This is a genomic window from Streptomyces sp. NPDC104831 (genome assembly GCF_055583025.1).
The window spans coordinates 36,858-61,190 of sequence record NZ_JBVJOT010000006.1 but is presented as its reverse complement, the minus strand read 5'-3'; the positions used below and the strand labels follow the sequence as shown (position 1 = coordinate 61,190).

Genomic DNA, 24,333 nt, shown 5'->3' with positions numbered 1-24,333 from the left:
TGTTGACATAGTTATTTTCTTATACCTATGCTGCGTGCCATGGATCAGCGCAGCGTGTCCGCTCAGGACATTCGCCAGGTGGCCTCGGGCCTCGTGGCGTCCCTGCCCGCGCTGTCCCGCGCCCTGGACCGGCGAGTCGGCCGGGAATATCCCCACCCCAAGCCTCCCGAGGCCCAGCTCGCCCTGCTGCGGCACGTCGAGGCCCATGACGGAGTGACGGTGCGCAAGGCCGCCGAGTCCCTGCTGATGAAGCCCAGCAACGTCAGCGCACTCGTGTCGCAGCTGACCGAGCAAGGTCTGCTGGAGCGCCGGCAGGACCCCGCCGACAAGCGGGTCGCGCACCTGCACCTGACCGAGCGGGCCAGGCTCGAGCTGAGCGGGGTCCACCGGCTGATGAGCGCCCACGTCACGGCCGCGTTGAGCACGATGACCGACGGCGATCTGAAGGCCCTCGGCGCGGCCCTGGGGTCGCTGAACGCGCTCGCGGAGCGCCTCAACTCCGACCGGTGACGACCCGTACCGGCCCCATGGGGGTCCGGTACGCGCGTTGAGGGGCCTTTCGGGCTCGCCTCCCACCGTGTCGCCCCTTTCGGGTTTCCTGTTTCCGCCCCGTGGTCCCGGCGACGTCGGCTGCGCCTGCCTCTCGCACGGACGTCCCTGCCGTCCGGACCCGGGCACCCTCATGAAGGACTGAATCGTCATGCCCTCCGAAGTTCCGAGTTCCCCCGCGCCCGTCGACGGGGCGCAGCACGCGGACCGCCCGCGCGGTCCGCGTGCCAACCCGTGGCTGTCCCTGATCGCCGTCGCGTTCGGGCTGTTCATGGTCGGCCTCGACGGCTCGGTCGTCTCCATCGCCAACCCCGAGATCGGCCGGGACCTGAACGCCGGCACCGCCGACCTGCAGTGGGTGACCAACGCCTACCTGCTGGCCCTCGCGGCGGCCCTGATACTCGGTGGCAAGCTCGGGGACCGGTTCGGGCGCCGCACCTTCTACCTGATCGGCGTCGCGGGTTTCACGGTGGCGTCCGTCGCCATCGGGCTCACCGGCTCCATCGGGGGCGTCATCGCCTTCCGTGCCGTGCAGGGCTTCTTCGGGGCCCTGCTGATGCCCAACACCCTCGGCATCCTGCGGGCCGTCTTCCCGCCGAAGAAGTTCGGCATGGCGGTCGGCATCTGGGCCATGGTCTCCTCCGTCTCCACGGCCCTCGGCCCCATCGTGGGAGGCGCGCTCGTCGAGCACGTGAACTGGGAGTCCGTCTTCTACATCAACGCCCCCATCGGCGTCATCGCCCTCGTGTTCAGCGTCGTCGTCCTGCCGCAGAGCAAGAACACGGCAGCCGCCCAGCAGAGGTTCGACATACCCGGCGTCGTGCTGCTGGCCGTCAGCCTGCTCGCCGTGGTGTTCGGCGTGGTCAAGGGCGAGACGTGGGGCTGGACCTCGGCCGGCACCCTCGGTGCCATCGCGGCCGGCGTCGTGCTGCTGCTGCTGTTCGGCTGGTACGAGACGCGGGTCGCCCACCCCCTGCTGCCCATGCGGTTGTTCCGCAACCCGGCCCTGTCCATCGGCACCGTCATCACCGCGCTGAACTTCTTCGTCCTGCTCGGCGTGATCTTCTTCGTGATGCTGTACCTGCAGAACGTCCGCGGTTTCACCCCCGTCCAGGCGGGTGTGCGCACACTGCCGCTCAGCCTCGCGTCGGTCGTGGCCTCCCCGCTGGGGGCCGCGCTCACCGAGAGGTTCGGTCCCCGGCTGACGATGCCGCTGGGCATGGCCCTGCAGGCGGCTGCCTGCTTCGTCATGCTCGGCTGGAGCGCCGACTCCCCGTACGCCCTGATGTGGCCGCCGTTCGTCGCGCTCGGCTTGGGCGTCGGCATGGTGATGTCCTCCTCCTCGGACGCCATCGTCGGCAACGCGCCGGTCGAGGACGGCGGCGTCGCCGGCGGCCTGCAGGCCACGGCCCTGCAGGTCGGCGGCGCCCTCGGCACCTCGGTGCTGGTGTCGCTGATCAGCAGCCGCGTCGGCTCCACCCTCACCGGTGAACTGACCGCGGCCGGCGTGCCCGCGACCGCGGCCGAAGGGCTGGGCGAGGCGAAGGACGCGGTGTCCATGGGCGTCGCCCCGGTCTCGGGCGGGATGCCGGACCAGCTCGGGGCGGCGGTCGTCGAGGGCAGCCACCATGCCTTCATGAACGGTGTGCACACCGCGGCGCTGGTCTCCGGTGTGCTGGCCGTCATCGGCGCGCTGACGGCAGTCGCCGGTGTGCGGCGCGCTCCCGACGCGGCCCGTCACTGAGGGCGGACGGGACCTGCCCGGCCGAGCCGACCGCGAGACGGTGGCGGCTCGGCCGGGTTGTCACCCACGGGCCGGGGTCCTGCCCGCCCGCTTGGTGCTCCCGGCTCGTCGCCGGTGTCACCAGTTCATGCGCAGACCGGCGATGAACGAGGTGAGCCGGTCCGCGATGAGCCGGTCGTCGTGTACCGAGTAGTGCCAGTGGCAGCCCTGGAAGTCCAGCCCCGAGTCGTCGAGGAACCAGTAGCGCACCCCGCTGTCGCCGGCGTCGTTGCGGGCCTTGACGACCTGCTGGACGTGGGCGGCGAACTGGCCCGCGCCCACTGCCACGATGGTGGTCGCGGCCCCGTACCGAGTCCGCAGCTTCCGGAGGAAGTCGCCGTAGGCGGTGCGGTAGGCCGCCGCGAGACTGTCGGGGGTCCACGGCTCGCCGGGGTTGACGGCGGTCGAGAAGTCGTTGGTGCCGAGGTTGACCACCACCAGCCGGGGGTGCCAGGTGCCCGGGTTCTGCCACACGTCGCCGGACACGCTCAGCAGGGCGCGGTCGTAGAAGGTCCGGTACGTGACGTCCGGCGAGCCGCCGTTGTAGTTGCGCACCATGCCGAGGCCTGAGTAGCCGTTGATCTGGTAGTCGGCGTTCAGCCGCCGAGCGGTGAGGGCGCCGTAGCTCACGTCGGCGTTGGTGGTGCGCCTGACCTGGTCCCCTGCGCACTCGCGCGTGGTGGAGAGGTTGCCGTAGCCCACGGTCAGGGAATCCCCGATGAACTCGATCTGCCGGTCGCGCGGCGCCGGCCCGCGCAGTACGGCCCCGCCGGGCGCGGCGACGAAACCACCGAACGCGCTGATGTCACCCGGGCTGTCGCTGCGCTTGACGAGCCGCACGGTGTGCGTGGCGTTCGACAGGCCGTTGATCCAGTGCGTGGTGTCACCGGGTGTGAACAACGTGGCGACGGTGGTTCCGTCGATCCGGACGTCGTAGTCGGCCGCCGAGTCGTTCAGCACGATGCCCACGCCGGTGCCCCTGACAAGGCCCTCGAAGTACACGCCGGGCCAGCTGTACTGCACCGTGCTCCCGGCGTCCTTGACCCGCCCCGCGGTGTGCACCCGTTCCAGCACGCCCGTCGCGGGGAGCGGTCGCCCTTGCCGGCCGCCCGCGTCCCGGCCGGCGTATCGCACGGCCTCGGCCCCGTTCCCGGTCGCGGCCTGCGCCGTGCCCGCAGTTCCCCACGCGGACAACAGCGCCGCCAGTAAGGAGCCCACCGCGGTCAGCACCGCTGTGCGTCCGCCGTGTCTCCGCCACGACGCCTCGCGTGTCATAGCCCTTCCCTTCATCCATGTCTCCTTGCTCGGTTCGCGTAGGTCGCCGGGGGTTCCGGGAGGTGCCGCCGTCGTTCCTGGGGAACCTGTGCCGGGCCCGGGGCCGCAGCGCTGTGGCGTGTCGTCGCACGGGGTGCGACTCGACCCACTCGTCAAGCGCGGTTCCACTTCTGGTTGGTCTGGCCGTTGCAGGTCCACAGGACCAGCGGGGTCCCGTTGGCGGTGCCGGCCCCACTGGCGTCCAGGCACAGCCCGGCGTGGATGTTGCGGATCGTCCCGTCGGAACCGAGGGTCCACTTCTGGTTGTCCTGGCCGTTGCAGGGCCAGGTGACGACGCGGGTACCGTTCGTGGTGCCCTGGTCGTAGGCGTCCAGGCACTTGTCGCCGTAGACGCGGATCTCACCACCCGCCCAGGTGGTCCACAACTGGTTGGCCGCGGTGTGGCAGTCCCACAGCAGTACCTTCGCACCCGCGGCGGTGGAGGCGTTGTCCACGTCCGCGCAGCGGCCGGACGCACCGCCCCGCAGACGCGAGGTGGTCGCGGCCAGCGGACTGCCGCCGCTCACCCGGAAGACGGCCACACCGTGCGCGGGCACGCTCGCCGAGATCTGCCCCGAGGTGGCCGAAGTGGCACCGCTCCACAGGTCGGTGAGGGAGAACGGCCCGCCCGACAGCCCGACCTGCGCGGCCGTCGTGGTGAGCGTGGCCGTCTCCTGTGACCGGTTGAACAGGCCCACCGCCACCGAACCGTCCGCCAGCGGCTTGGCGAACACCTCGGTGGCACCGTCGTCACGGACCCTGCGCCCGCCCGCCGCCAGCGGATCCTGGTCCACCGCCAACAGCCCCGGATTGCGCAGCACGGCGCTCACCTCGGCCGGCATCGTGCGGATGTCGTTGCCCGCCATCAGCGGGGCGCCCATCAGCGCCCACAGGGCGAAGTGGGAACGGGACTCGGTCAGGGACAGCCCGGGCCGGCCCACGACCAGCATGTCCGGGTCGTTGAAGTGTCCCGGTCCCGACTGCGCGGCCAGCGGCGCGGTGACGTCCAGGACGTTGCCCACCCCCATCGGGTAGCTGTTGGTGTTGCCGTTCTGCCAGATGTCGAGCAGGTCCTCGGTCGTGCGCCACAGATCGGCGACCTCGCCCCAGTTGTAGGCGGCGCCGGTGATGGCGTGCAGACTGTTGGGGTTGATGTTGTACACGATCGGCCGTCCGGTGGCACGCAGCGCATCACGCATCAGGGTGAACCGTGCGACCTGCTCCTCGCGCGTCCCGCTGGACGAACACCAGTCGTACTTCAGGTAGTCCACGCCCCAGGACGCGAACACGGCGGCGTCCTGCGCCTCGTGCCCCCTGCTGCCCGTCGACCCCGGGTAGCCGCCCGTGGCCTGCGCGCACGTCCGCTCCCCCGGCACCTGGTAGATGCCGAACTTCAGCCCCTTGCCGTGGATGTAGTCCCCCAGCGCCTTCATGCCACTGGGGAACTTCGCCGCGTTCGCCCGCAGATTGCCCTGCGCGTCACGCTGCGGATCGAACCAGCAGTCGTCCACCACCACATACCGGTACCCCGCGTCCCGCATCCCCGAGGACACCATCGCGTCCGCGGCCTGGCGCACCTGCGCCTCCGTGACCCCGCACCCGAAACTGTTCCAGCTGTTCCAGCCCAACGGCGGAGTCAGAGCCGGACTCCCCGGCGCCGCCGAGGCAGTCGAACCCACCGAAGCCGTCACACACGCGGCCACCGTCATCGCCACGGCCGCCACAAGGCGAAACAGCCGCCCACCTGATCGTCTGAACACCGAAGCTCCTTCGCCGGGAGGGACCCGAGAAAACGGGTCCGAAATTTCGGACGCCATTCGGAAACTCGTGCCCCCCGGATGGTAGAGAGTCGGCCGGGCATGTCAACCTCCCCGCCGCACCATCCGCCACAACAGGACGTCCGGGCGGTTGCGCACAGGAGTATCGGCAAGGCGATCCGGCGAAACTTTCGACACACCGGACCGCCAGAGCCACATGGCCTACCCGGTCGTCAAGCCCGGCACCAACGACAACATGTGCCCCGCCGACCACCCGGTCGCCGTCCCGATGATCGAGTTCAAAATGGCCTTCCCGGTCAACGGCGACATGAGCCAGGTACGCCTGGCCAGCGGCCGCGGCTACTCCTTCCACTACGACTTCTTCAACGCGTGGGAGGAACGCACCCTCAAGGCCATGGTCGACCACTGCATCGTGGGCGGCCTCCAGTGCGACGCCCGCGGCTACGACCAGACACACCCGGAGGCCGGCGCGGCCCTCGGCCCGGACTACCGGCTGCCCTGACCGCAGGCCCGTCCCAGTGCGTCACGCGCGGGGGCGGGTCGCCGCTCGGCGGACGGGACCCGTGCCGCGGCCGTCCTGCGTGCCGCACCGGGCCACGGGGCCCGGACCGCGCCGTGACGCTCACAGGAAGCGGCGGACCGGGGTGACGGCGGCTTCCTTGGCGCGCTGGAGCACGGTCCGCCGTCTCCACCGGTGCAGGTCGATCTCGACGCTGCGCTCCAGGTCCGCGTCGTAGTCTCGGTCGAGGGCGGCGGTGAACTCCTCGTCCAGCACGGCGAGCATGACCTCTTCGTCGTGGTCCATGGAGCGGCGGTTGAAGTTGGTGGAGCCGATCAGGGCGGCGACCGAGTCCACCGTGATGATCTTGGCGTGCATCATGGTCGGCTGGTACTGGCGGATGTGGACGCCCGCTTCCAGCAGCCGTGTGTAGTGGTGCTGGCCGGCGAGCTGACAGGCGCGCTGGTCGGTGTGGGGGCCGGGGAGGAGGATCTCCACCCGCACGCCCCGGCGGGCGGTGCGGCACAGCAGGTCGATGAAATAGGTGTCGGGCGCGAAGTAGGCGGTGGCGAGGCGGAAACGCTCCTCGGCGGAGGTGAGCATGACCCTGATGAGGGTCTGCATGTCCTGCCAGCCGATGCTGGCGGAGCCACGCACGACCTGCACGATGGACGAGCCGGGCTGCGGGTGCTCGGTGAAGCGGTCGCGGTCGTCGAACAGTTCGTCGTGGCACTCGGCCCAGTTCTGCGCGAACGCGGCCGCGATGCCGTCCACGGCGGGCCCGCGCACCTGGACATGGGTGTCGCGCCACTCCCCCGGATCGCGGGCGTCCCCGCACCATTCCTCCGCGATGCCGACGCCCCCGGTGAACGCGGTCTGTTCGTCGACGACGAGGGCCTTGCGGTGGCAACGGTGGTTCTGCTTGAACGGCGACAGCCAGACCGGCTTGCGGAACCAGGCCACCTGCACACCCGCCGTGTCCATGAGGTCCAGCAGTTGCCGCTCGATCTCCTTGGCACCGAACCCGTCCAGCAGCAACCGGACGCGTACCCCCGCCCGGGCGCGCTCGGCGAGCGCGAAGGCGAAGTCGCGGGCGATCTGACCACGCCAGTAGACGAACGTCATCATGTCGATCGTGTGCCGGGCCGAGCCGATCGCGTCGAGCATCGCGGGAAAGATCTCGTCGCCGTTGCGCAGCGGGACGAGCTCGTTCCCTTCGGTGGCGGCGATGCCGATCAGCCGCTCCAGGCGGCGGCGCAGACGCTGCTTGCGCATCGCCGCGTCCGTCGCGGTGCCCTGGGCCGGGGCCGTCGGCATGCCGTCGAGTATCACGTCGTCTCTCCCGTTCGATTCATGCGGCCGGATCGGTCGGGCTGCCGCAGGAGCCCGAGAACCAGGATGCCCGATGGGCACCGCGGCACTCCCCGCCGGTGGCGCCGTCCGCCCGGCGGCCCGGGACGGTGAGCAGGGTGATCGCCGACCGCACCGAGGCGGAGTGCGGCGCGTTGCGGCCCGTCTGCTTCCGGGCTCAGCGGGCATACGGCGAGGGGCCGGGGGATTCCGCCTCCGGCCGGGCCTCGCGGCGTGATGTCGATCAGGGGAGTACGCATGCCGACCGCTGTATCCGGGACACCTGCCGGGCCGCCCGGCGAGAGACCGGGGGTGGGTCCCGGCGTCCGCCCGCCGGGCACCGTGGCGGTGGACCGTCACCGCGCGGACGGGCGCCGTACGGCCCGGTCCGGGGCTCCCGTCACGTGGTCGCCGGAAGGAGGGAAGTGAATGGGTACCGCGACGAAGGTGCCCGAGACACGGGACATGAGTGGGGAGGAACTGTCCGGCGACGAGGCGTGGGCGGCGCTGCGCCGCTACGGAGGCTGGCCGCTGCTCAGGGACGCCTTCGTCCGCTTCCGTTACGCCGACGGGTTCAGTCACTCCCGTGCCCTCGCCCTGCAGACGGTCCTCGCCGTCATCCCCTTGGCGATCGCCTTCGTCGGCCTGTCCACCACGCTGCACACGGAGAGCATCGGCAGGCTGGCGGAACTGACGATCCACAGGATCGCCCAGGGCCCCAGTGCCGATGTCGTCGACGACGCGCTGGAGCGCAGCCGGCGCACGGCGGGCGACGGCGCCGCGATCGCCCTCTGGTTCGGCGCCGTCTTCTCACTGGTCAACGTCACCACCGCGATGTGCCAGATCGAGCGCGGCGCCAACCGGATCTACGGCAACGAACGCGACCGCCCCTTCCACCGCAAGTACCTGCGCGGCCTGATCATGGCCGTCAGCGCCGGGCTGCCCCTCGGACTGGGTTTCGTCGTCATGGTCGCCGGGGACGACCTCGCCTCGGCGGCGGTGGCCGTCTACCACCTCGACGACAGCGCCCAGCGGGCGTGGGACATCCTTCGCTGGCCCTTCGGCCTGCTGCTCGCCCTCCTGTCGGCCAGCACCGTCTTCCGCCGCGCACCGCGCCGCAAGCAGCCCGGCTACACCTGGCTCGCCTTCGGCGCCGCCGTGTACCTGGTGCTGTGGATGACACTGACCTGGCTGCTGAGCCTCTACCTCGAACTCAGCGGTTCGTTCGACACCGTCTACGGTCCCCTGAGCGCCTTCATGTCCCTGCTGCTGTGGGCCTACCTGACCTCCATCGCCCTGTTCCTCGGCCTGTCCTTCGCCGCCCAGCTGGAAGCGGCTCGCGGCCGGCGTCCCGGCCCGGTCCACGCCGATCCCGGGGTCTGACGGGCCGAGGGGTCGTGGCGGTTCTCGCGCTCATCGGCTCGGGCGCCATGCGGTACCACCGCGGCGTGGCAGTCGCGGGCGCGAACGTGGTCAGCGACACGATCCTTCCTCCCCGACCGTGCCGGCCGGATGTACGCGCTTCTCCGGCATCTCGTCCTGCCCGGTCGCGTCCCCTGCGTCGATCGCCCCGTAGTCGACGGTCGGGCAGTCCGAACCGGCCTCCAGAGCGGGACAGGCCGGTTCTCGTTCGCAGCCGCGCCGGCCCGTCAGGTGCCTGACGGGCCGCTTCTGCCGGGCCTCACCGGACCGGGCGACGAGGTCGTGGAACCGCTCGAAGGTGTCCGGGCTGTCGGCGATCCCCGCCGGCGGCATGGTGACCTGCCGGGGCTCCGGCCGGGCGGGGGCCGGTGAACCGGCCGCCGCGGTGTGCCTGGGGCCGGACCCGGCCGCCGGCCTGCCCGCGGTTCGCCGTCACCGGCGCCGCATCCGCTCGCCACCGGGCGGACGAGGACGACGGCCACGAGGCGCTCCGCCTCGTGGCCGTCCGGTTCCCGCTTCTGTTGCTGTCCGCGTACCGATCCCCGCGCCGAAGGGGCCCCTGCGGTCAGGAGCCCCTCGTCCACCGGCGCGTGATCGTACGTGTGCCCGATCGGAGCGGTATGCCGCTCCCCCCGGTCGTCAGTCCGTGGCCAGCATGCCCTCACGCAGGCGGCCCAGGAGGCGGGAGATCAGGCGGGAGACGTGCATCTGGGAGACGCCGAGGTGTTCGCCGATCTGTGCCTGGGTCAGCTCCTCGACGAAGCGCCAGTGGATGATCTTGCGGTCGCGCTCGTCGAGTTCGGCGATCATCGGGGCGAGGGAGCGGAAGTCCTCGATCAGGCCGAGGGCGGCGTCATCGGCGCCGATGAAGTCCGCCAGCGCGGCTTCGCCGTCCTCGCTGCCGTTGATCGCCGCGTCCAGGGAGGCCGACTTGTAGCCGTTGGAGGCCAGCTGGGCCTCCACGACCTCGTCCTCCGGCAGGCTCATCAGCTCGGACAGCTCTTTGGTCGTCGGCGTCCGGCCCAGCCGGCTGCGCAGTTCCTCGTTGGCGCGGGCGAGCTGCACACGGGCTTCCTGAAGCCTGCGCGGAACGTGCACGGCCCAGGAGGTGTCACGGAAGAACCGCTTGATCTCTCCGACGATGTAGGGCACGGCGAACGAGGTGAACTCCACCTCACGGGATATCTCGAACCGGTCGATGGCCTTGATCAGTCCGATCATGCCGACCTGGACGATGTCCTCCATCTCCTCCGGCCCCCGGCTGCGGAACCGGCCGGCCGCGAAGCGGACGAGGGACATGTTCATCTCGATGAGCGTGTTGCGCGCGTACTGGTATTCGGGGGTCCCCTCCTCCAGCACCGCCAACTGGTCGAAGAACAGCTTCGACAGCTCCCGCGCGTCCTTCGGCGCGACCTTGGAGGGATCCGCGATCTCCGGTACGTCCGTCACGTGCGCGGTCCTCTGCACGGTCGTCGTCGCCATGGTGCGCCCTTCCAATCGGTCGTTACTGTCCTTGGCCGGTTGTCCGGCAAGCCAGCGTCTACCCCGGCGCCCGACCGGCATGCCCCGGAACTCTCCGGTTTTTTTCGAGGTCTCCCGGCTCCGTACCCACGGTGCGGGACGGGCCGCTCCCGGCGGATCACTTCAACAGCCCGTGTGAACCGTCAACTCCGCGCCGACCGCGATGACTTGTGTGCGCATCCGGCAGGCATGACCCGGCTGTGACGGGCAAGCAGAGGAGAACCGAAGGAGATGAAAGCAGACAGTAACGGCGGTTAGGGAGATAAGTAATGACGTCCTACAGCACAGGCGCCCACAAGACGAGCCGGACCAGCGGTCTGGCCATCGCGGGACTGGTCTGCGGCATCGTCGGCCTGTTCATCCTGCCGATCGTCCTGGGGCCGCTGGCCATCGTCTTCGGCGCCGTGGCCCTGCGGCAGACCGGTTCCACGATGGCGAAGTGGGACATCGGCCTCGGCGTGGCCGACCTCGTCCTCATGATCGTGATGTTCGCCGTCGCCGCCCAGAACGGGGGCGCCTTCACCTGGCACGTCGGCTGACCCGCCGCACCAGCGCCCGCACCGGTCACCCGGCGCGCACCGCCCGGAAGGGGCAGGACATGCCCGCGGCGCCCCCGGCTCCCCCGCCGGGGGGGGGGCGGGCGTGTGCGTGGTTCCCCACCCCCCCCCCCCCCCCCCCCCCCCCCACAACCACCCCCCCCCCCCCCCCCCCCCCCCCCCCCCCCCCCCCCCCCCCCCCGCGGCCGTGTACGTGGTCCCACACCCGCCACCCCGGAGCCGCCCTCGGGAACCGGCCCGTGCGGGAAGGCTTTCGTGACTCCGGGGTCGCCGGGGAAGGCCGCTGTTCCCGTGGGGCCGGTGCGGCGGCGGGGCGGCCGTCTCACCGCGAGGTGCCGGGTGGCTGGGAGGGCAGGTACCGGGGCGCCCGCCAGGCGGCCAACCGCTGCTCCACCAGCGCTCCGAGGGACAGCAGTTCCGCGTCCTCGCGGTCACCGGCCATCAGGAGCAGACCGACGGGCAACTCTCCGACGGATCCCGCGGGCACGGACAGCGACGGGTATCCGGCGACGGCGGCCGGCGTGGAGGACGGAATGACGTCGTTGTCGCCCCGGGCACAGTCGGTCGTCCAAGCCGGCGGATTCGCCGGGGAAGCGATGGCGTCCAGGCCGTGGGCGGCCATGGTCTCGTCGATGGACCTCCGGGAGAGATCCTTCAGCTCCGCCCGCATGGCCCGGTACCGTGGATCGGTGGTCGAAGGCGCCGCCAACGCCTGCTCGAACAGTTCCTGGCCCGCGAAGCAGGTCCGTTCGGCCGGGTGCGTACGGTTGAACTCGACCAGCCCGGCGAGGCTCCGCGGTCCGCTCCGGGTGGCGAGGTAGGCGTCGATGTCCCGGTGGAACTCGCTCAGCAGCGCCGGGAACTCGAGTTCGGCGAGCCGGTCCTGGTAGGGCGGGGTCACGTCGACGACTTGTGCGCCCGCGCCGCGCAGCCGGTCCGCCGCCTGCGTCATCACGGCGTCCGTCTCCGGACCGAGCGAGGGCAGCCGCCACAGCCCGATCCTCTTGCCCCGCAGACCACCGGGTCGCTTCGCCGCGTCCGTGAGGCGCGGGCCGCCGGCGCGCACGGTGTCGCGGCCGCCGAGCACGGAGAGGGTGAGCGCGGCATCCGTCACGTTGCGCGCCATCGGCCCGGCGGTGTCCTGCTCGGCGGAGATCGGGACGACGCCCGACGCGCTGACCACTCCCAGGCTGGGCTTGTGGCCGACGACCCCGTTCATCCCGGCCGGGCACACGATGGAGCCGTCCGTCTCGGTCCCGATCGCCACCTGCGCCAAGGACGCGGCGAGCGCGGCGGCCGAACCGGACGACGAACCGCACGGATTGCGGTCCAGGACGTACGGGTTGTTGGTCTGTCCTCCCACGGCCGACCACCCCGACGTCGGCTTCGCCGCCCGGAAGTTGGCCCACTCCGACATGTTGGCCTTGCCCAGGATCACCGCGCCTGCCGCCCGGAGCCTGCCGACCAGCACCGCGTCCGTGTCCGGGGGGCGCGTGGCCAGCGCGAACGACCCGGCGGTCGTCGGCATGTCGCGCGTGTTCACGTTGTCCTTGAGCAGTACGGGGATGCCGTCGAGCGGGCCGCGGACCGTCCCCCGGCGGTGCCTGGCGTCGCTGGCGGCCGCCTGGCGCAGGGCCGTCGGGCTCGTGCGCAGCACCGCGTGCAGCTTCGGATCGACGGTCTGGATCCGTCGCAGGTACGCCCGTGTCAGCGCCGACGACGTGAGCGACCCGCGTTCCATGCGCCGCTGCAACTCGGGGATCGTCACCGTGTCGAGGTCCAGTCCGGCCGCCGGGGACGCGCCGGCCCGCTGCGCCACACCGTCGGCGGCGTCGGCCCGCTGGCCGGGCGCGCCCGCCAGAAGGGGCACCACGACCAGGGCCGCGGCGAGTACCGTCCTGCTTCTTCTCTTCATGGCCGCACAGCCCACTACACGCAGCCGTCCGGCACAAGAGCGCCCCGCCCACCCGCCCCCACGGCCGGATCCCGCACCGGCCCGCCCCGGCGCCGGACGCGTCGGCGAGGCCGGAAACCCGGCGCGGTCCGGCCCGCGACATCCTGTTCGCCCACGGTCAGGGCCGCGTGCAGGCGGGGAGTCGCGCCTCTTCGCCCGGGGCCGGGTGCGGGTCGCGGAAGGTGAACGCCTGCGGACCGGGTCCGTTCTCACGCAGCATCGCGACCCGCTCCAACGCCTCGGCGACGGTCGGGCGGTGGCCCGCCGGGATCCACCACATGGCATGGTGAGCCTCGGTCATGCGGCGGAACCACTCCCGGCGGCGGCCCAGTACGCGAAGGTGATCGCTGCGGTAGGTGAAGTTCCGGAGGGCTTCGACCGATTCCCAGACCGAGCAGTTGAACAGCAGTTGCGCGTCGTGCCCGTCGGGGCGGATGCCGGTCGCGTCCATGCCGCCGGCGTCCACCATGCGCCAGACGAATCCGGGGCTTTGGTCGGCAAGCGCGTTGATCTCCGGTTGCAGGGCGACGAAGTCGGCCAACTCGGGGCTGTCCAGCGGGGCGACGATGCGGCCGATGTTGACCTGGGCCAGGTGCGACTCACTCATGAGCACAGCATGACCTGGCCGGACTTCTATCGTCAATCATTTTTGTTTTTAGAAAGAGCCACGCAGCAGCCGCCGGGGCACGGATCCATCTCCGGTGACCACTGCCCGGGCGCCAGGCCCTCGATGAGCGCCAGGTTCATCCCGCAGATCAGGGCGGGGAACTCCGTGGCCAGCGCGTGGAAGGGGCAGTTGCGCAGCCGCAGCGTCTCCCCGTCCCAGAAGGGCTCGTAGCCGCGGGCCCTCAGCGCCGCCTCCACGTCGTCGGCACGGGCGTGCGGATGGGACGCACCCGCCGCCCTCGCCGCGGCCTGCAGCTCCCGGTCCAGCCCGGCGTTCTCCAGCACCTCGGCGAGCAGCCGGCCTGCCTCGTCGTACGACCGCGGCGGCACGGAGACGGAGTGCTCCGCCTCGGCGCGCCGGTACAGCTTCGCCGGCCGCCCCGCCCCGGGGCCGGTGCGTCCGGACAGCCGGCGGAAGGAGACGGTGAGCAGCCCGGCCTCGACCAGCTTGTCCAGGTGGAAGGCGGCCAGCGACCGGGAGATCCCGGCCGCTTCCGCGGCTCCGTCACGGCCCACCTCCTCGGGGGCGGCGGCGACGTATCGGTAGAGGCGGCGCCGCACGGGGTCGCTCAGCACGGCCAGCACGTCGAACGAGGAGTCTTCGTCAGTCACACGCCGACTCTATGACCCGTGTGAGCTCGTCACCGATGCCGAGGGAGCCGGCAGCACCGCTCGTCGGGCCGTCCGGCCGGCGGTGCGACCGGTGACGGCCGGGCGGCCGGCGGTCCGATCGGCCCGTCGCGCCGGCGGCGGGAGGTGGACCCGGCACGTTGCCGCCGTCGGCCGTGCGGTCAGGATCCTTCGGACGCCCCGCTGCCACCCAGGGGCTCGGTCAGGGCGTCCAGGATGCGCGGTGCGACGCGCTGGGGCAGCTGCTGGGCGTCGGGGCGGGCGCCGTGGCTGGCGCGCAGGGCGGCCAGGCCCTCGAACAGCGAGATCATCAGCCGGCTCAGATCGGTGACGGCGATCGACGGCCGGCGGTCCAGCCGGGCCAGCGCCGCCGTCAGGAGCGAGGCCAGGCCCTCGACGAGCCGCTCCTCGCGCTCGGCCAGCGCCTCGGCCAGTTCCGGGTGACGGGCCGCGTGAAGGGTGAACTCCATGGAGGCGAGGAACCACTGCGGCTCGTGGGCCCGCTCGCCGATCCGGGCGAGCAGCCGGTCGAGGGTGTCCGGCCCGGACTCGGGCCCGGCCGCCGCCTCGCGCAGGGAGGCGAGCAGGTTCTCGGTGTGGGTGTCGTAGAGGGCGAGGAAGAGTTCTTCCTTGTCCCGGTAGTTGGAGTAGAAGGCCCCCCGGGTGAGCCCCGCGCGCTCGACGATGTCGCTGATCGACGTGGCGTGGAAACCCCGCTCCGTGAACAGCGCCTGCGCGCTGTCGATGAGCGCGGCGCGGGTCACGGGGCGGCGCTTGGTCGGAGTCCTGGGCACGCGGAACCTTTCCTTGGGGGGCTGGACCGGATCAGCCTACGCGGCGGCGGACGGGTAGTCGTCGTAGAAGCCCCGCCCCGTCTTCACCCCCAGGCGTCCGGCACTCACATAGCGGCGCAGCAGCTCACGCGGGCCCTCGGGCAGGTGGGGGTTCTCGGCCGCGTAGTGGTTCTCGATGTCGAGCACGACGTCCAGGCCGACCTGGTCCATCATCCGGAACGGTCCCGCTTCGAGGCCCATGTTGATCTCCCACATGCGGTCCACGTCGCGCGGGGTGGAGACGCCTTCCGCGACCACGGCCAGCGACTCGCGCTTGATGGCGGCCCAGATGCGATTGAAGATGAAGCCGGTGCTCTCCTTGTGGGCCTCGAAGGGGTGGACGCCGTACCGGGGCAGCTCCCGGAGGAGAAAGTCCAGGACCGCGCGGTCGGTCCGCCCGTCCGACATCAGGTCGACGGCGGCCTGCCGGGGCGGCATGTAGAAGTGCATGTTCACCACCCGCTCGGGGTGCGCGACGCCGTCGATGAACCGACTGGTCGGGTAGGACGAGGAGTTGCTGGCGAGGATGGCGTCGGGGGCCGCGTCCTCGTCGAGCCGCGCGAAGACCCGCTTCTTCAGGTCGAGGCGCTCGGGCACGGCCTCCACCACCAGCCAGGCGCCGGCCAGGGCAGCGATCCGGTCGGTGTGGGCCACGGCGGTGCCGGGGCGGCCGCCCTCGATCGTGGCCGCGACCTCGCCCACATGGTCCGCGACGAAGGCGGCGGCCTCGTCGGCGGCGGTCCGGTTGGGGTCGTGGATCCGCACCTCGCCGCCGCGGGTGGCGAACATCAGGGCGATCCGGCGGCCGAGCGTTCCGGCGCCGATCACGGCGACGGGGCGGGATTCGATGCCGGTGGGGAGGGCGAAAGCCATGGTGGTGCTTCTTCCGGGAGATCGGGACGCGGCGCCGGCAGCCGCTCGGGTTGCCTGACACCGCCCATCGGATACAGGATGTATCCGATACATGATGTATGCAAATGGGTCCCCACCCGAGAGAGCGAGCCCCTCATGCGCGCCGAAACCGTCCGCCGCCGGATGAGCACTCCCCTGCACACCCCCGTCTTCCCGCCGCGTGCCACCCGGTTCACCGATCGGGAGTACTTCAACGTCGTCTACCGCACCGACCCGGACGCCCTGCGCGAGGCCGTGCCGGAGCCGCTGGAACCCGGCCCCGAGCCATTGGTGCGGTTCGAGGTGATGAAGATGGGCGATGTCGAGGGCTTCGGTCCGTACCTGGAGTGCGGACAGGTGATACCGGTCCGGTACGGCGAGGAGCACGGCGAGTACCTGCACGCCATGCACCTCGACCACTTCGGGGCCACCGTCGCCGGCCGCGAGCTGTCCGCCTACCCCAAGACGATCGGCAGCCCCGCGCTCTTCGCCGACCGGGGAGCCCTGGTCGGCACCCTCGACTACGGCACCCAGCGGGTGGCCACCGCGACGATGGCCTACCAGTGGGAGCCGCTCGACACGGCCGAGGCCCGTGCGCAGATCGGCGTACCGACCTATGCCGTGAAGATCGTCCCCGGCCGGGTCTGCGAGCTGGTCCGCACCCGCATCACGGACCTCACGGTCAAGGCCGCCTGGGCCGGCCCCGCCAGGCTGCAACTGTTCGAGCACGTCATGGCACCCCTGGCGGACCTGCCGGTACGGGAGGTCGTCTCGGCCAGCCACATCGTCACCGACCTCACGCTGTCCCCGATGACGCCCGTGCACGACTATCTCGCGGACTGGCGGTAGGAGCGCCCCGGGCATCCGGCCGGACGCTCCCTAGGACGTCATGCCGGGCCCGCGCTCCCGTTCAGCGACCGGAGCAGGGCGTGCCGGCGGCGGACCCGGTCGCGGCCTCGGTAGGGTTCGTTGTCGTCCCTCGGACTGGGCTGTTCCGTGCCAAGGACATCTCCCCGACGACCGCGTCGAGTTCACCGGCACCGCGGCCGACGCCCACGGGCTGCCCGCCCCGCGCGTCCACTACCGCTACAGCGACCGCGACCTGACCACCGTCGAACGGGCCGAGAAGGCCGTCGCCGAAGCCGGAGCCGGAGCCGGAGCCGGCATCCCCCTCGACGACGCCCCACTCCTGCTGCCCACGGGCAGTTCGCTGCACTACCAGGGCACCACCCGCACGGGGCCCGCCGACGACGGCGCCAGCGTCTGCGACAGTCACAGGGCGGAGCACGCCGGCCGGTCAGGCGGGTCCCGGCACCGGCTGAACCGTTTCCCACCCGGACACGGTGCGGATGGCCAGAGCCTTCGTGTTCACGCGGAGTCCCCCGAAGCCCGCAGATCGACCGGCAGCGCCGGAACGGCGGGTGCGGGCGGGACGTCACCGGCCGTGGGCCGCGCCCGGGGGCCGTGGCGTCGCTGGTGCGTCAGCAGCCCGAGGAACCCGGCGAGAAAGCCGCTGATCAGCCCGGACACGGCGTGGTTGGCGGCGTTCACCCCGGCGCTGGAGGGCACCCCGACGACCACGTAGTTGGCCAGCGCGCTCATCACCGCGCCGATCACGCCTCCGATCACGCCGCTGACGACCGAGGCGCGCACCGCGGACGGCCGCCGGTCGCCGGCGGGCCCGGGACGCCTCGGCGCGACCGCTTCGACTCCGAGGACGCGGTCGAGCGCGAGTGGGCCCGGCCCGGCCAGCAGGACGACGAGCAGCCCCGCCACCGTCACCAGCGGGAACTCGGCCCCCGTCCCGCTCGCGGCCCCCTGCTGGGATGTCATGAACCCGGTGTCCGCGTTGACCAGCACCGTCGCCAGACACACGTGGACGGTCAGCAGCAGCGCGGTCAGCCGTGACAACAGCCCGAGGACGAGGAAGACCCCGGCGACCGACTCCCCGACCGTGACCGCCCATGCCGTCACGGTCGGCGCGGGCACACCCCTGCCGCCGAGGAACGCGCCGAACCCGGCCGGTCCGTCGACGAACTTGTCGAGACCGTGGACCGTCATGACGGCTCCGGCGACGAGCCGTGCGACAGCCGGCGCGACATCCTCGAATCGGTGGGCCGGGGCGACGCCGACGGCGCGCCTCAGGCTGTCCGGCCGGTGAGCGGGCATGGCGGATTCCTCTCCCACAGGTGACGGGTGCGCATGTCATCGCCGGTCCGCGCGGCCGGCCGTGCCCTGCCGAGCCCGGCGGTATCCGTCGCGACGGCACCGGCCGATGACGTATGCGCCACTGTGCGGCGCGCCCCCGTCCAGCGGAATCCCCCGGTTCATCGAAAGCGCCGATGCCCCCCATCCACGCTGTGGATGGGGCCACGCCGCGGGTTGCCCCGCGCCGTCCCCGGGCCCTTCTTCTACGACACGCCGGGCAGGCGGCTGCCGACCCGCTGGGCCGTCTCCCGCAGCCAGATGTGGGCCGCGTCGTGGGTGTGGACCGGGTGCCACCACAGCGCCTCGCGCAACGGCACCGCCTCGTAGGGCGGCTCCACCACCCGGACGGCGGCGATCGGCGTCAGCATCCGCGCCAGCCGCGCCTGGATCAGGGCGATGCGCCGGGTGCCGGTGACCAGCAGCGGCAGGAGCTGGAAGCTGTCGACGGACACCTCCACGCGCGGTTCGATGCCGAGCATGCCGAGCTGGCGCACGGCCGGCGCGTCGTAGGTGCGCTGGTACGTCACCCACGGCAGCCGGGCGAGGTCGTGCCGGGTGAGCCGGTCCTCGACGGTGGGGTGGTCGTCGGCGACGAGGAAGACCCAGCGGTCGTCGTAGAGGTCGGTGGCGGGGAAGTCGCTGATCACGCCGTACGGCATGAGCAGGCCGTCGGTGGCGCTGAGCAGGGTGGCGGTGTCGTCGACCACGGCCGGCTGGGTCTGGGTGAAGCGGAGCCGGATGCCGGGGGCCTCCTCGTGCACGACGCGGGCGAGTTCGGTGCCGAAGACGGCTATCGCGTAGTCGGACGCCAGCAGCCGGAACTCGCGGCTCTCGTTGGCCGGATCGAAGTCGGCCTGACTGGAGAAGAGGCGTTCCAGCACGTCGTAGGCGGTGGCGGTGCGGTCCAGGAGGACCTGGCCGAGGGCGGTCAGCTCGTAGTGGCCGCCGACGCGGGCGAGCAGGTCGTCGTCGAAGTGGCGGCGCAGCCGGGCGAGGGCGGCGCTCATGGCGGGCTGGCTGAGGCCGACGCGCTCCCCGGCGCGGGTGACGTTGCGCTCCTCCAGCAGGGCGCGCAGGGCGACGACGAGGTTGAGGTCGAGGCGGGTCAGGTTCACGGATCGGTCCTCGCGCTGGGCAACGAGCAGGGACGTGAGCGGCGGGAATAAACCCGGTGGATGCCGACCATCCACAGAATCTATTTCCCTGATCACGAGCGGCGGGTCCAGATTAGTCGCACCGCAACCAGGAGGACACGTCCGTGAAACCCGAACCCGCGTCCGCGCTCTTCGCCGGACCCTTCGCCCTTGCCACCCTCTCGGCCCCGGACGGGCCGGAATTCCCCGCCCTGGTCACCCCGGACGGCTTCGCTCTCGACCTGCGGGACGCCTTCGGCGAGGACCGGCTGACCACGCTGGACGTCCTGGACCGCTGGGAGACGGCGCTGCCGCGGCTGCGCGCGCTCGCGGCCGACCCGAGCCAGGCCCGCACGTCCGTCACGGACCTGCGCGTGCACGCCCCCGTGTCGCCGCGTCAGGTGTTCCAGTCAGGTGCGAACTACCGGCAGCACGTGATCGACCTGCACGTGGCCCACCGCGCGCCCGGTGACGACCGGCCGGAGAGCGAACGCCGCGCGGAGGCCGCGGAGATCATGGACCGGCGGGCGGCCGAGGACCTGCCGTACGTCTTCATCGGGCTGCCGAGCGCGATCACCGGGCCGTACGACGATGTCGTGCTGCCCGCGTGGGCCGAGCAGCCGGACTGGGAGCTGGAGCTGGCCGTCGTCATCGGCAAGCCCGCCCACCGGGTGCCGGTGCGGGACGCGGCGCGGTACATCGCCGGTTACACCATCGCCAACGACCTGACCGACCGGGCCACGGTCTTCCGCCGGGACATGCCGCAGATCGGCACCGACTGGCTGCGCAGCAAGAACGCCCCCGGGTTCACCCCGCTCGGACCCTGGATCGTCCCGGCCGAGTCGGTCGCCGACCCGGACGACCTGCGCGTCACGCTCACGCTCAACGGCGAGACCATGCAGGACGAGTCGACCAGGGACATGATCTTCGAGGTCGCGCGCATGGTGTCGTACGCCTCCCAGACCGCCCGTCTCCTCCCCGGCGACCTGGTGCTCACCGGCTCCCCCGCCGGCAACGGCATGCACTGGGGCCGGCTGCTGCGCGACGGCGACGTCATGGAGGGCACGGTCACCGGGCTCGGTGTGCAGCGCACCCGGTGTGTCGCCGAGGCGGCGTCGTGAACCGGGACGACGCCGAGGGCGCGATCGCCGAGGCCGCCGAGGCGTACTCCAACTGGGGACGCTGGGGCGCGGACGACCGGCTCGGCACCCTCAACTTCCTGGACGAGGGCAAGCGCCGTGAGGGCGCCGCCCTGGTGCGGCGGGGCGTCAGCTTCTCGCTGTCCCAGTCCTTCGACATGACCGGCCCGCAGAAGGGCTGGCGGCGGCGCACCAACCCGGTGCACACCATGCTGGACACCGGCACGGACGCCGCCCTCGGCAACCAGGGCTTTCCGCACGGATTCGGCGGCGCCGACGACGTGATCGCGATGCCGCTCCAGTGCTCGACCCAGTGGGACGGGCTCGGCCACATCTTCGACCACGGCAAGGCGTGGAACGGCCGGGACGCCGAGAGGGTCGTCACCTCCGACGGCGACCTCGTCACCGGCATCGAGCACATGGCCCCGTACGTCGCCGGCCGCGGCGTCCTGCTCGACGTGGGCCGGATCGCCGGCGAGGACGGCGAGCTGCCCGACGGGTTCGCCGTCACCGAGGAGCATCTGAGCCGCGCCGCCGAGGCGCACGGGGTGAGCGTCGGCCGCGGTGACATCGTCGTGGTCCGCACCGGGCAGCTCGCCCGGGCCCGCCGCGAGGGCTGGGGCGACTACGCCGGCGGTCCCGCGCCCGGCCTGTCGTTCACCACCGCCGGCTGGCTGCACCGCACCGAGATCGCCGCGATCGCCACCGACACCTGGGGCTTCGAGGTCCGCCCGAACGAGTTCGCGCACGCCTTCCAGCCGCTGCACCAGGTCGCCATCCCGAACATCGGCCTGCTGATCGGCGAGATGTGGGACCTCGACGCGCTCGCCGAGGACTGCGCCGCCGACGGCGTGTACGAGTTCTGGCTCACCGCCGCGCCCCTGCCGATCACCGGAGCGGTGGGCTCCCCCGTGAACCCCGTCGCCGTCAAGTGACCGCCGTCAACCCACCCGAGGAACGAAGGAGTTCCCCATGAGCACACCCCGTACGGTCCTGGTGATCGGCGGCGGCGCGGCCGGCAACACCGCCGCGGTCCTGCTGCGCCGCGGCGGGATCGCGGTGGACCTCGTCGAGGCCAAGGACGACTGGAACGCCACCGCGGGCTCCGGCATCACCCTCCAGGGCAACGCCCTGCGCGTCCTGCGCGAACTCGGTGTCTGGGAACGCGTGAAGGAGTCCGGCTTCGGCTTCGACTCGGTCGGTATCACCGCTCCCGACGGCACCGTCCTGCACGTCGCCCGGGACGTCCGCACCGGAGGCGACGACCTGCCCGCCACCGTCGGCATGCGGCGGCCCCGGCTCCAGCAGATCCTGATCGACGCCGTACGCGCCTGTGGCGCCCGCGTCCGGCTGGGCACCCGTGCCACGGAGTTCGAGCAGGACGCCGACGGCGTGACCGTGCGCTTCACCGACGGCACCGAGGGCCGCTACGACCTGGTGATCGCCGCCGACGGCCTCGGCTCGGCGACCCGCGCGGCCATCGGCATCGCCGACGAGCCGGAACCGACCGGCATGGCCATCTGGCGCGTCGCCGCCCCCCGCCCGGCCGGCGTGGTCCGCACCGACCTCACCTACGGCGGCCCGGCCTACATCGCCGGCTACTGCCCCACGAGCGACAGCACGATCTACGCGTACGTCGTCGAGGCCAAGCGCGACCGCGCCTCCATACCCCCGGAGACCTACGCCGACGAGATGCGCCGACTCGCCGTCGGCTACGGCGGGCACTGGGCGGACATCGTCCCGCACATCACCGACCCGGCGAAGGTCAATTACACGTGGTTCGACCGGCTGCTGGTGGAGGGCTCCTGGCACCGCGGCCGGGTCGTCCTCGCCGGGGACGCGGCGCACTGCTGCCCGCCGACCCTGGCGCAGGGCGCGGCGATGTCCCTGGAGGACGCGCTCGTCCTCGCCGAACTGCTCACCGGCGGCCGGGAGTGGGACGACGCGCTGCTGCGGGAGTACCACGCGCGCCGGATGCCGCGCGTGCGGGCGGTGGTCGAGGCGTCCGTGAAGCTCGGCCAGTGGCAGCTGGACGGTGTGCGGGACGCGGACGTGCCCGGCCTGATGGGCCGCACCATGACGATGCTGCGGGAGCTGCCGTGACGACGACACCCACGGTGGACGTGCACGCGCACGTCCTGCTGCCCGAGGTCGAGGCGCTGGTGGCCGGCCTGCCGGGCCTGGCCGGGGCCAGGGCGCTCGACGCCCGCCGGAGCGGTCCGGCCGCCCTGGAGGTCAACGGCCCGATGGTGCGCGAACGCGCCCCGAGGATGACGGACCCGCGCCTGCGGCTGGCGGCGATGGACGGGCAGGGCGTGGACGTGCAACTGGTCAGCCCCTCGCCCTCCCACTACCACTACTGGGCCGACGAGGCGACCGCGGAGAAGGTGTACCGGCTCGCCAACGGGGCGACCGCCGCGCACTGTTCGGCCGCGCCCGACCGGTTGCGGGGACTCGGCCTCGTCCCGCTCCAGCACCCGGACCTGATGGTGCCCGCCCTGGAACACGCCCTGGAACAGGGCCTGTCCGGCGTGGAGATCTCCAGCCACGCCCCGGGGCGGGAACTGTCCGACCCGGCCTACGAACCCTTCTGGTCCCGGGCGCAGGAGACGGACGCGCTCGTCTTCCTGCACCCCTTCGGCTGCACGCTCGACGAGCGGCTGGACCGGTGGTATCTGTCCAACACCGTCGGCCAGCCGGTGGAGAACGCCGTCGCGCTCTCCCATCTCGTCTTCTCCGGTGTCCTGGACCGGCACCCGGGGCTGACGCTGATCGCGGCTCACGGCGGCGGTTACCTGCCGACCCACATCGGCCGCGCCGACCACGCCTGGGCCACCCGCTCCGACGCGGGCGCCGGCTGCGCCCACCTCCCCAGCAGCTACCTCAAACGCCTGTACTTCGACTCCCTCGTCCACGACCCGCACGTGCTGCGGGAGCTGGTGCGGGTCGCGGGCGCGGACCGGGTGCTGCTCGGCTCCGACTTCCCCTTCGACATGGGCCTCGGGGACCCCGTCGGCGCACTGCGCGCCGCGCGGCTCCCCGAGGCCGACTTCCACGCCGTCCGGGGCGGCAACGCCTCCGCCCTCCTCCGGAAGGACTGACACCATGCGCCTGCTCACCCACCTGCGGCACGTCGACCTCGCCGTGCCCGACTACGACAAGCAGCTCGACTTCTACGCCGGTGTCTGGGGCTTGACCAAGGTCGCCGAGGACTCCGGGATCTCCTTCCTCGCCGCCGAGGGCTCCCCGGAGCAGTACGTCGTCCGCCTCCGCAAGGCCGACGAGAAGCGCCTCGACCTCGTCTCCTACGGCGCCGCCTCGGCCGCCGACGTCGACACGCTCGCCGAACGGCTCCTCGCCGGGGGTGTGCGGTTGATCAGCCGGCCGGGCGAGGCCGACACTCCCGGCGGGGGCTACGGCTTCCGTTTCTTCGACGTCGACGGCCGCACCATCGAGGTCCTGGCCGACGTGGCGGTGCGACAGCACCGCAGGATCGAGGAGAAGGAGGCGATCCCGGTCAAGCTGAGCCACGTCGTCCTCAACTCCCCCGACCTGAATCGCACCCGCGAGTGGTACGAGACCCACCTCGGCTTCCGGCTGTCCGACACCCTCGGCTCGCCGCACATGGGCGAGGTCATGCACTTCATGCGGATCAGCAACCAGCACCACTCCATGGCGCTGGCCAAGGGCCCGCACACCTCCCTGCACCACGTCTCCTTCGAGATGCGCGGCATCGACGAGTACATGCGCGGCTCCGGCCGCGTCATCCGCGCCGGCTTCAAGAAGATCTGGGGCCCCGGACGGCACATGGCCGGCGACAACACCTTCACGTACTTCCTCGACCCGCACGGCAACACCGTCGAGTACACCACCGAGCTGGAGTGCCTCGACGAGGACACCTGGCACCCGCACGTCTACGACTTCTCGCAGCCCGAGGTCACCGACCAGTGGGGCACCGCCAACCCCATGAACGAACTCATCGCCAAGGAGTCCTTCAACGACCCCGACCGCGGCGTCTTCGTCGCCCCGCCGGTCTGATTCCCCCCTCTCGCTCCCGGGGGCGCGGCGGGCCCTGTCACCCGCCCTGATCCAGACCCGCCACGCCC

22 protein-coding genes and 1 pseudogene are annotated in these 24,333 nt (G+C 71.9%); 11 read left to right on the top strand and 12 right to left on the bottom strand.

Features of this window, described 5'->3' with window-relative positions:
* The first annotated feature begins 39 nt into the window (after positions 1–39).
* Together ACZ63H_RS06240 and ACZ63H_RS06235 are read left to right on the top strand one after the other, a co-directional pair.
* On the top strand, positions 40–510 hold the full coding sequence (locus ACZ63H_RS06240; protein ID WP_469862644.1) for a MarR family winged helix-turn-helix transcriptional regulator: 471 nt from the start codon (positions 40–42) through the stop codon (positions 508–510).
* A 190-nt stretch (positions 511–700) separates the two neighbouring features.
* Positions 701–2,293 carry an MFS transporter gene (locus ACZ63H_RS06235; RefSeq protein WP_469862642.1) on the top strand — a complete coding sequence of 531 codons (1,593 nt, stop codon included), beginning with the start codon at positions 701–703 and terminating at the stop codon, positions 2,291–2,293.
* Positions 2,294–2,410: 117 nt separating this feature from the next.
* Here the strand turns inward: ACZ63H_RS06235 and ACZ63H_RS06230 are convergent, their stop codons facing one another.
* Both ACZ63H_RS06230 and ACZ63H_RS06225 read right to left on the bottom strand, forming a co-directional pair.
* Positions 2,411–3,622 carry an SGNH/GDSL hydrolase family protein gene (locus tag ACZ63H_RS06230; protein ID WP_469862640.1) on the bottom strand — a complete coding sequence of 404 codons (1,212 nt, stop codon included), beginning with the start codon at positions 3,620–3,622 and terminating at the stop codon, positions 2,411–2,413.
* A gap of 137 nt (positions 3,623–3,759) precedes the next feature.
* The gene (locus tag ACZ63H_RS06225; protein WP_469862638.1) at positions 3,760–5,406 is read right to left on the bottom strand and encodes a glycoside hydrolase family 27 protein; all 1,647 of its coding nucleotides are present in this window, start codon (positions 5,404–5,406) and stop codon (positions 3,760–3,762) included.
* 178 nt (positions 5,407–5,584) lie between these two features.
* Here ACZ63H_RS06225 and ACZ63H_RS06220 point away from each other — a divergent pair.
* A pseudogene (locus ACZ63H_RS06220) lies at positions 5,585–5,926 on the top strand (DUF1996 domain-containing protein); the annotation flags it as partial.
* A 120-nt stretch (positions 5,927–6,046) separates the two neighbouring features.
* Here the strand turns inward: ACZ63H_RS06220 and ACZ63H_RS06215 are convergent.
* A complete protein-coding gene (locus tag ACZ63H_RS06215) occupies positions 6,047–7,240 on the bottom strand; it encodes a phospholipase D-like domain-containing protein (protein WP_469862636.1) in 1,194 nt (397 codons plus the stop codon).
* A gap of 462 nt (positions 7,241–7,702) precedes the next feature.
* Between ACZ63H_RS06215 and ACZ63H_RS06210 the strand changes: the two genes are divergently transcribed.
* Entirely contained in the window at positions 7,703–8,656 is a 954-nt protein-coding gene (locus tag ACZ63H_RS06210) for a YihY/virulence factor BrkB family protein (protein ID WP_469862634.1), read from the top strand.
* Between the two features lie 90 nt (positions 8,657–8,746).
* On the opposite strand, the gene ACZ63H_RS06205 is transcribed toward ACZ63H_RS06210, so the two are convergent.
* Both ACZ63H_RS06205 and ACZ63H_RS06200 read right to left on the bottom strand, forming a co-directional pair.
* The gene (locus ACZ63H_RS06205; RefSeq protein ID WP_469862632.1) at positions 8,747–9,028 is read right to left on the bottom strand and encodes a hypothetical protein; all 282 of its coding nucleotides are present in this window, start codon (positions 9,026–9,028) and stop codon (positions 8,747–8,749) included.
* A gap of 306 nt (positions 9,029–9,334) precedes the next feature.
* Entirely contained in the window at positions 9,335–10,177 is an 843-nt protein-coding gene (locus ACZ63H_RS06200; protein WP_469862630.1) for an RNA polymerase sigma factor SigF, read from the bottom strand.
* Positions 10,178–10,485: 308 nt separating this feature from the next.
* Between ACZ63H_RS06200 and ACZ63H_RS06195 the strand changes: the two genes are divergently transcribed.
* Complete coding sequence (locus ACZ63H_RS06195; protein WP_469862628.1) at positions 10,486–10,755, top strand: DUF4190 domain-containing protein; 270 nt, start codon at positions 10,486–10,488, stop codon at positions 10,753–10,755.
* Positions 10,756–11,095: 340 nt separating this feature from the next.
* On the opposite strand, the gene ACZ63H_RS06190 is transcribed toward ACZ63H_RS06195, so the two are convergent.
* The 5 genes from ACZ63H_RS06190 to ACZ63H_RS06170 all read right to left on the bottom strand — a co-directional run bounded on the left by ACZ63H_RS06190 (position 11,096) and on the right by ACZ63H_RS06170 (position 15,729).
* On the bottom strand, positions 11,096–12,688 hold the full coding sequence (locus ACZ63H_RS06190; RefSeq protein WP_469862626.1) for an amidase family protein: 1,593 nt from the start codon (positions 12,686–12,688) through the stop codon (positions 11,096–11,098).
* A 157-nt stretch (positions 12,689–12,845) separates the two neighbouring features.
* Positions 12,846–13,334, bottom strand: a complete 489-nt coding sequence (locus tag ACZ63H_RS06185) for a DUF3291 domain-containing protein (RefSeq protein WP_469862624.1) — start codon at positions 13,332–13,334, stop codon at positions 12,846–12,848.
* A 32-nt stretch (positions 13,335–13,366) separates the two neighbouring features.
* Positions 13,367–14,005: a helix-turn-helix transcriptional regulator gene (locus tag ACZ63H_RS06180; protein ID WP_469862622.1), complete on the bottom strand. Its 639-nt coding sequence runs from the start codon at positions 14,003–14,005 to the stop codon at positions 13,367–13,369.
* 179 nt (positions 14,006–14,184) lie between these two features.
* On the bottom strand, positions 14,185–14,817 hold the full coding sequence (locus ACZ63H_RS06175) for a TetR/AcrR family transcriptional regulator (RefSeq protein WP_469862620.1): 633 nt from the start codon (positions 14,815–14,817) through the stop codon (positions 14,185–14,187).
* Positions 14,818–14,853: 36 nt separating this feature from the next.
* On the bottom strand, positions 14,854–15,729 hold the full coding sequence (locus ACZ63H_RS06170) for a 3-hydroxyacyl-CoA dehydrogenase family protein (protein WP_469862618.1): 876 nt from the start codon (positions 15,727–15,729) through the stop codon (positions 14,854–14,856).
* A gap of 135 nt (positions 15,730–15,864) precedes the next feature.
* Between ACZ63H_RS06170 and ACZ63H_RS06165 the strand changes: the two genes are divergently transcribed.
* Positions 15,865–16,596, top strand: a complete 732-nt coding sequence (locus ACZ63H_RS06165) for an acetoacetate decarboxylase (RefSeq protein ID WP_469862616.1) — start codon at positions 15,865–15,867, stop codon at positions 16,594–16,596.
* 519 nt (positions 16,597–17,115) lie between these two features.
* On the opposite strand, the gene ACZ63H_RS06160 is transcribed toward ACZ63H_RS06165, so the two are convergent.
* Together ACZ63H_RS06160 and ACZ63H_RS06155 are read right to left on the bottom strand one after the other, a co-directional pair.
* On the bottom strand, positions 17,116–17,916 hold the full coding sequence (locus ACZ63H_RS06160) for a DoxX family protein (protein WP_469862614.1): 801 nt from the start codon (positions 17,914–17,916) through the stop codon (positions 17,116–17,118).
* Between the two features lie 242 nt (positions 17,917–18,158).
* Entirely contained in the window at positions 18,159–19,070 is a 912-nt protein-coding gene (locus ACZ63H_RS06155; protein ID WP_469862612.1) for a LysR family transcriptional regulator, read from the bottom strand.
* A gap of 143 nt (positions 19,071–19,213) precedes the next feature.
* Between ACZ63H_RS06155 and ACZ63H_RS06150 the strand changes: the two genes are divergently transcribed.
* From ACZ63H_RS06150 to ACZ63H_RS06130, 5 genes are read left to right on the top strand one after another with little or no spacing between them, the layout of a single operon-like run.
* Complete coding sequence (locus ACZ63H_RS06150) at positions 19,214–20,209, top strand: fumarylacetoacetate hydrolase family protein (protein ID WP_469862610.1); 996 nt, start codon at positions 19,214–19,216, stop codon at positions 20,207–20,209.
* Positions 20,206–21,162, top strand: coding sequence for a cyclase family protein (locus tag ACZ63H_RS06145; RefSeq protein ID WP_469862608.1), 957 nt, complete (start codon positions 20,206–20,208; stop codon positions 21,160–21,162). Before ACZ63H_RS06150 ends, ACZ63H_RS06145 begins: the two co-directional genes overlap by 4 nt.
* Positions 21,163–21,199: 37 nt before the next feature.
* The gene (locus ACZ63H_RS06140) at positions 21,200–22,330 is read left to right on the top strand and encodes an FAD-dependent oxidoreductase (RefSeq protein WP_469862607.1); all 1,131 of its coding nucleotides are present in this window, start codon (positions 21,200–21,202) and stop codon (positions 22,328–22,330) included.
* Positions 22,327–23,328: an amidohydrolase family protein gene (locus tag ACZ63H_RS06135; protein WP_469862605.1), complete on the top strand. Its 1,002-nt coding sequence runs from the start codon at positions 22,327–22,329 to the stop codon at positions 23,326–23,328. The genes ACZ63H_RS06140 and ACZ63H_RS06135 overlap by 4 nt, the downstream gene beginning before the upstream one ends.
* A 4-nt stretch (positions 23,329–23,332) precedes the next feature.
* The gene (locus ACZ63H_RS06130; protein ID WP_469862603.1) at positions 23,333–24,265 is read left to right on the top strand and encodes a VOC family protein; all 933 of its coding nucleotides are present in this window, start codon (positions 23,333–23,335) and stop codon (positions 24,263–24,265) included.
* Positions 24,266–24,333: the final 68 nt, after the last annotated feature.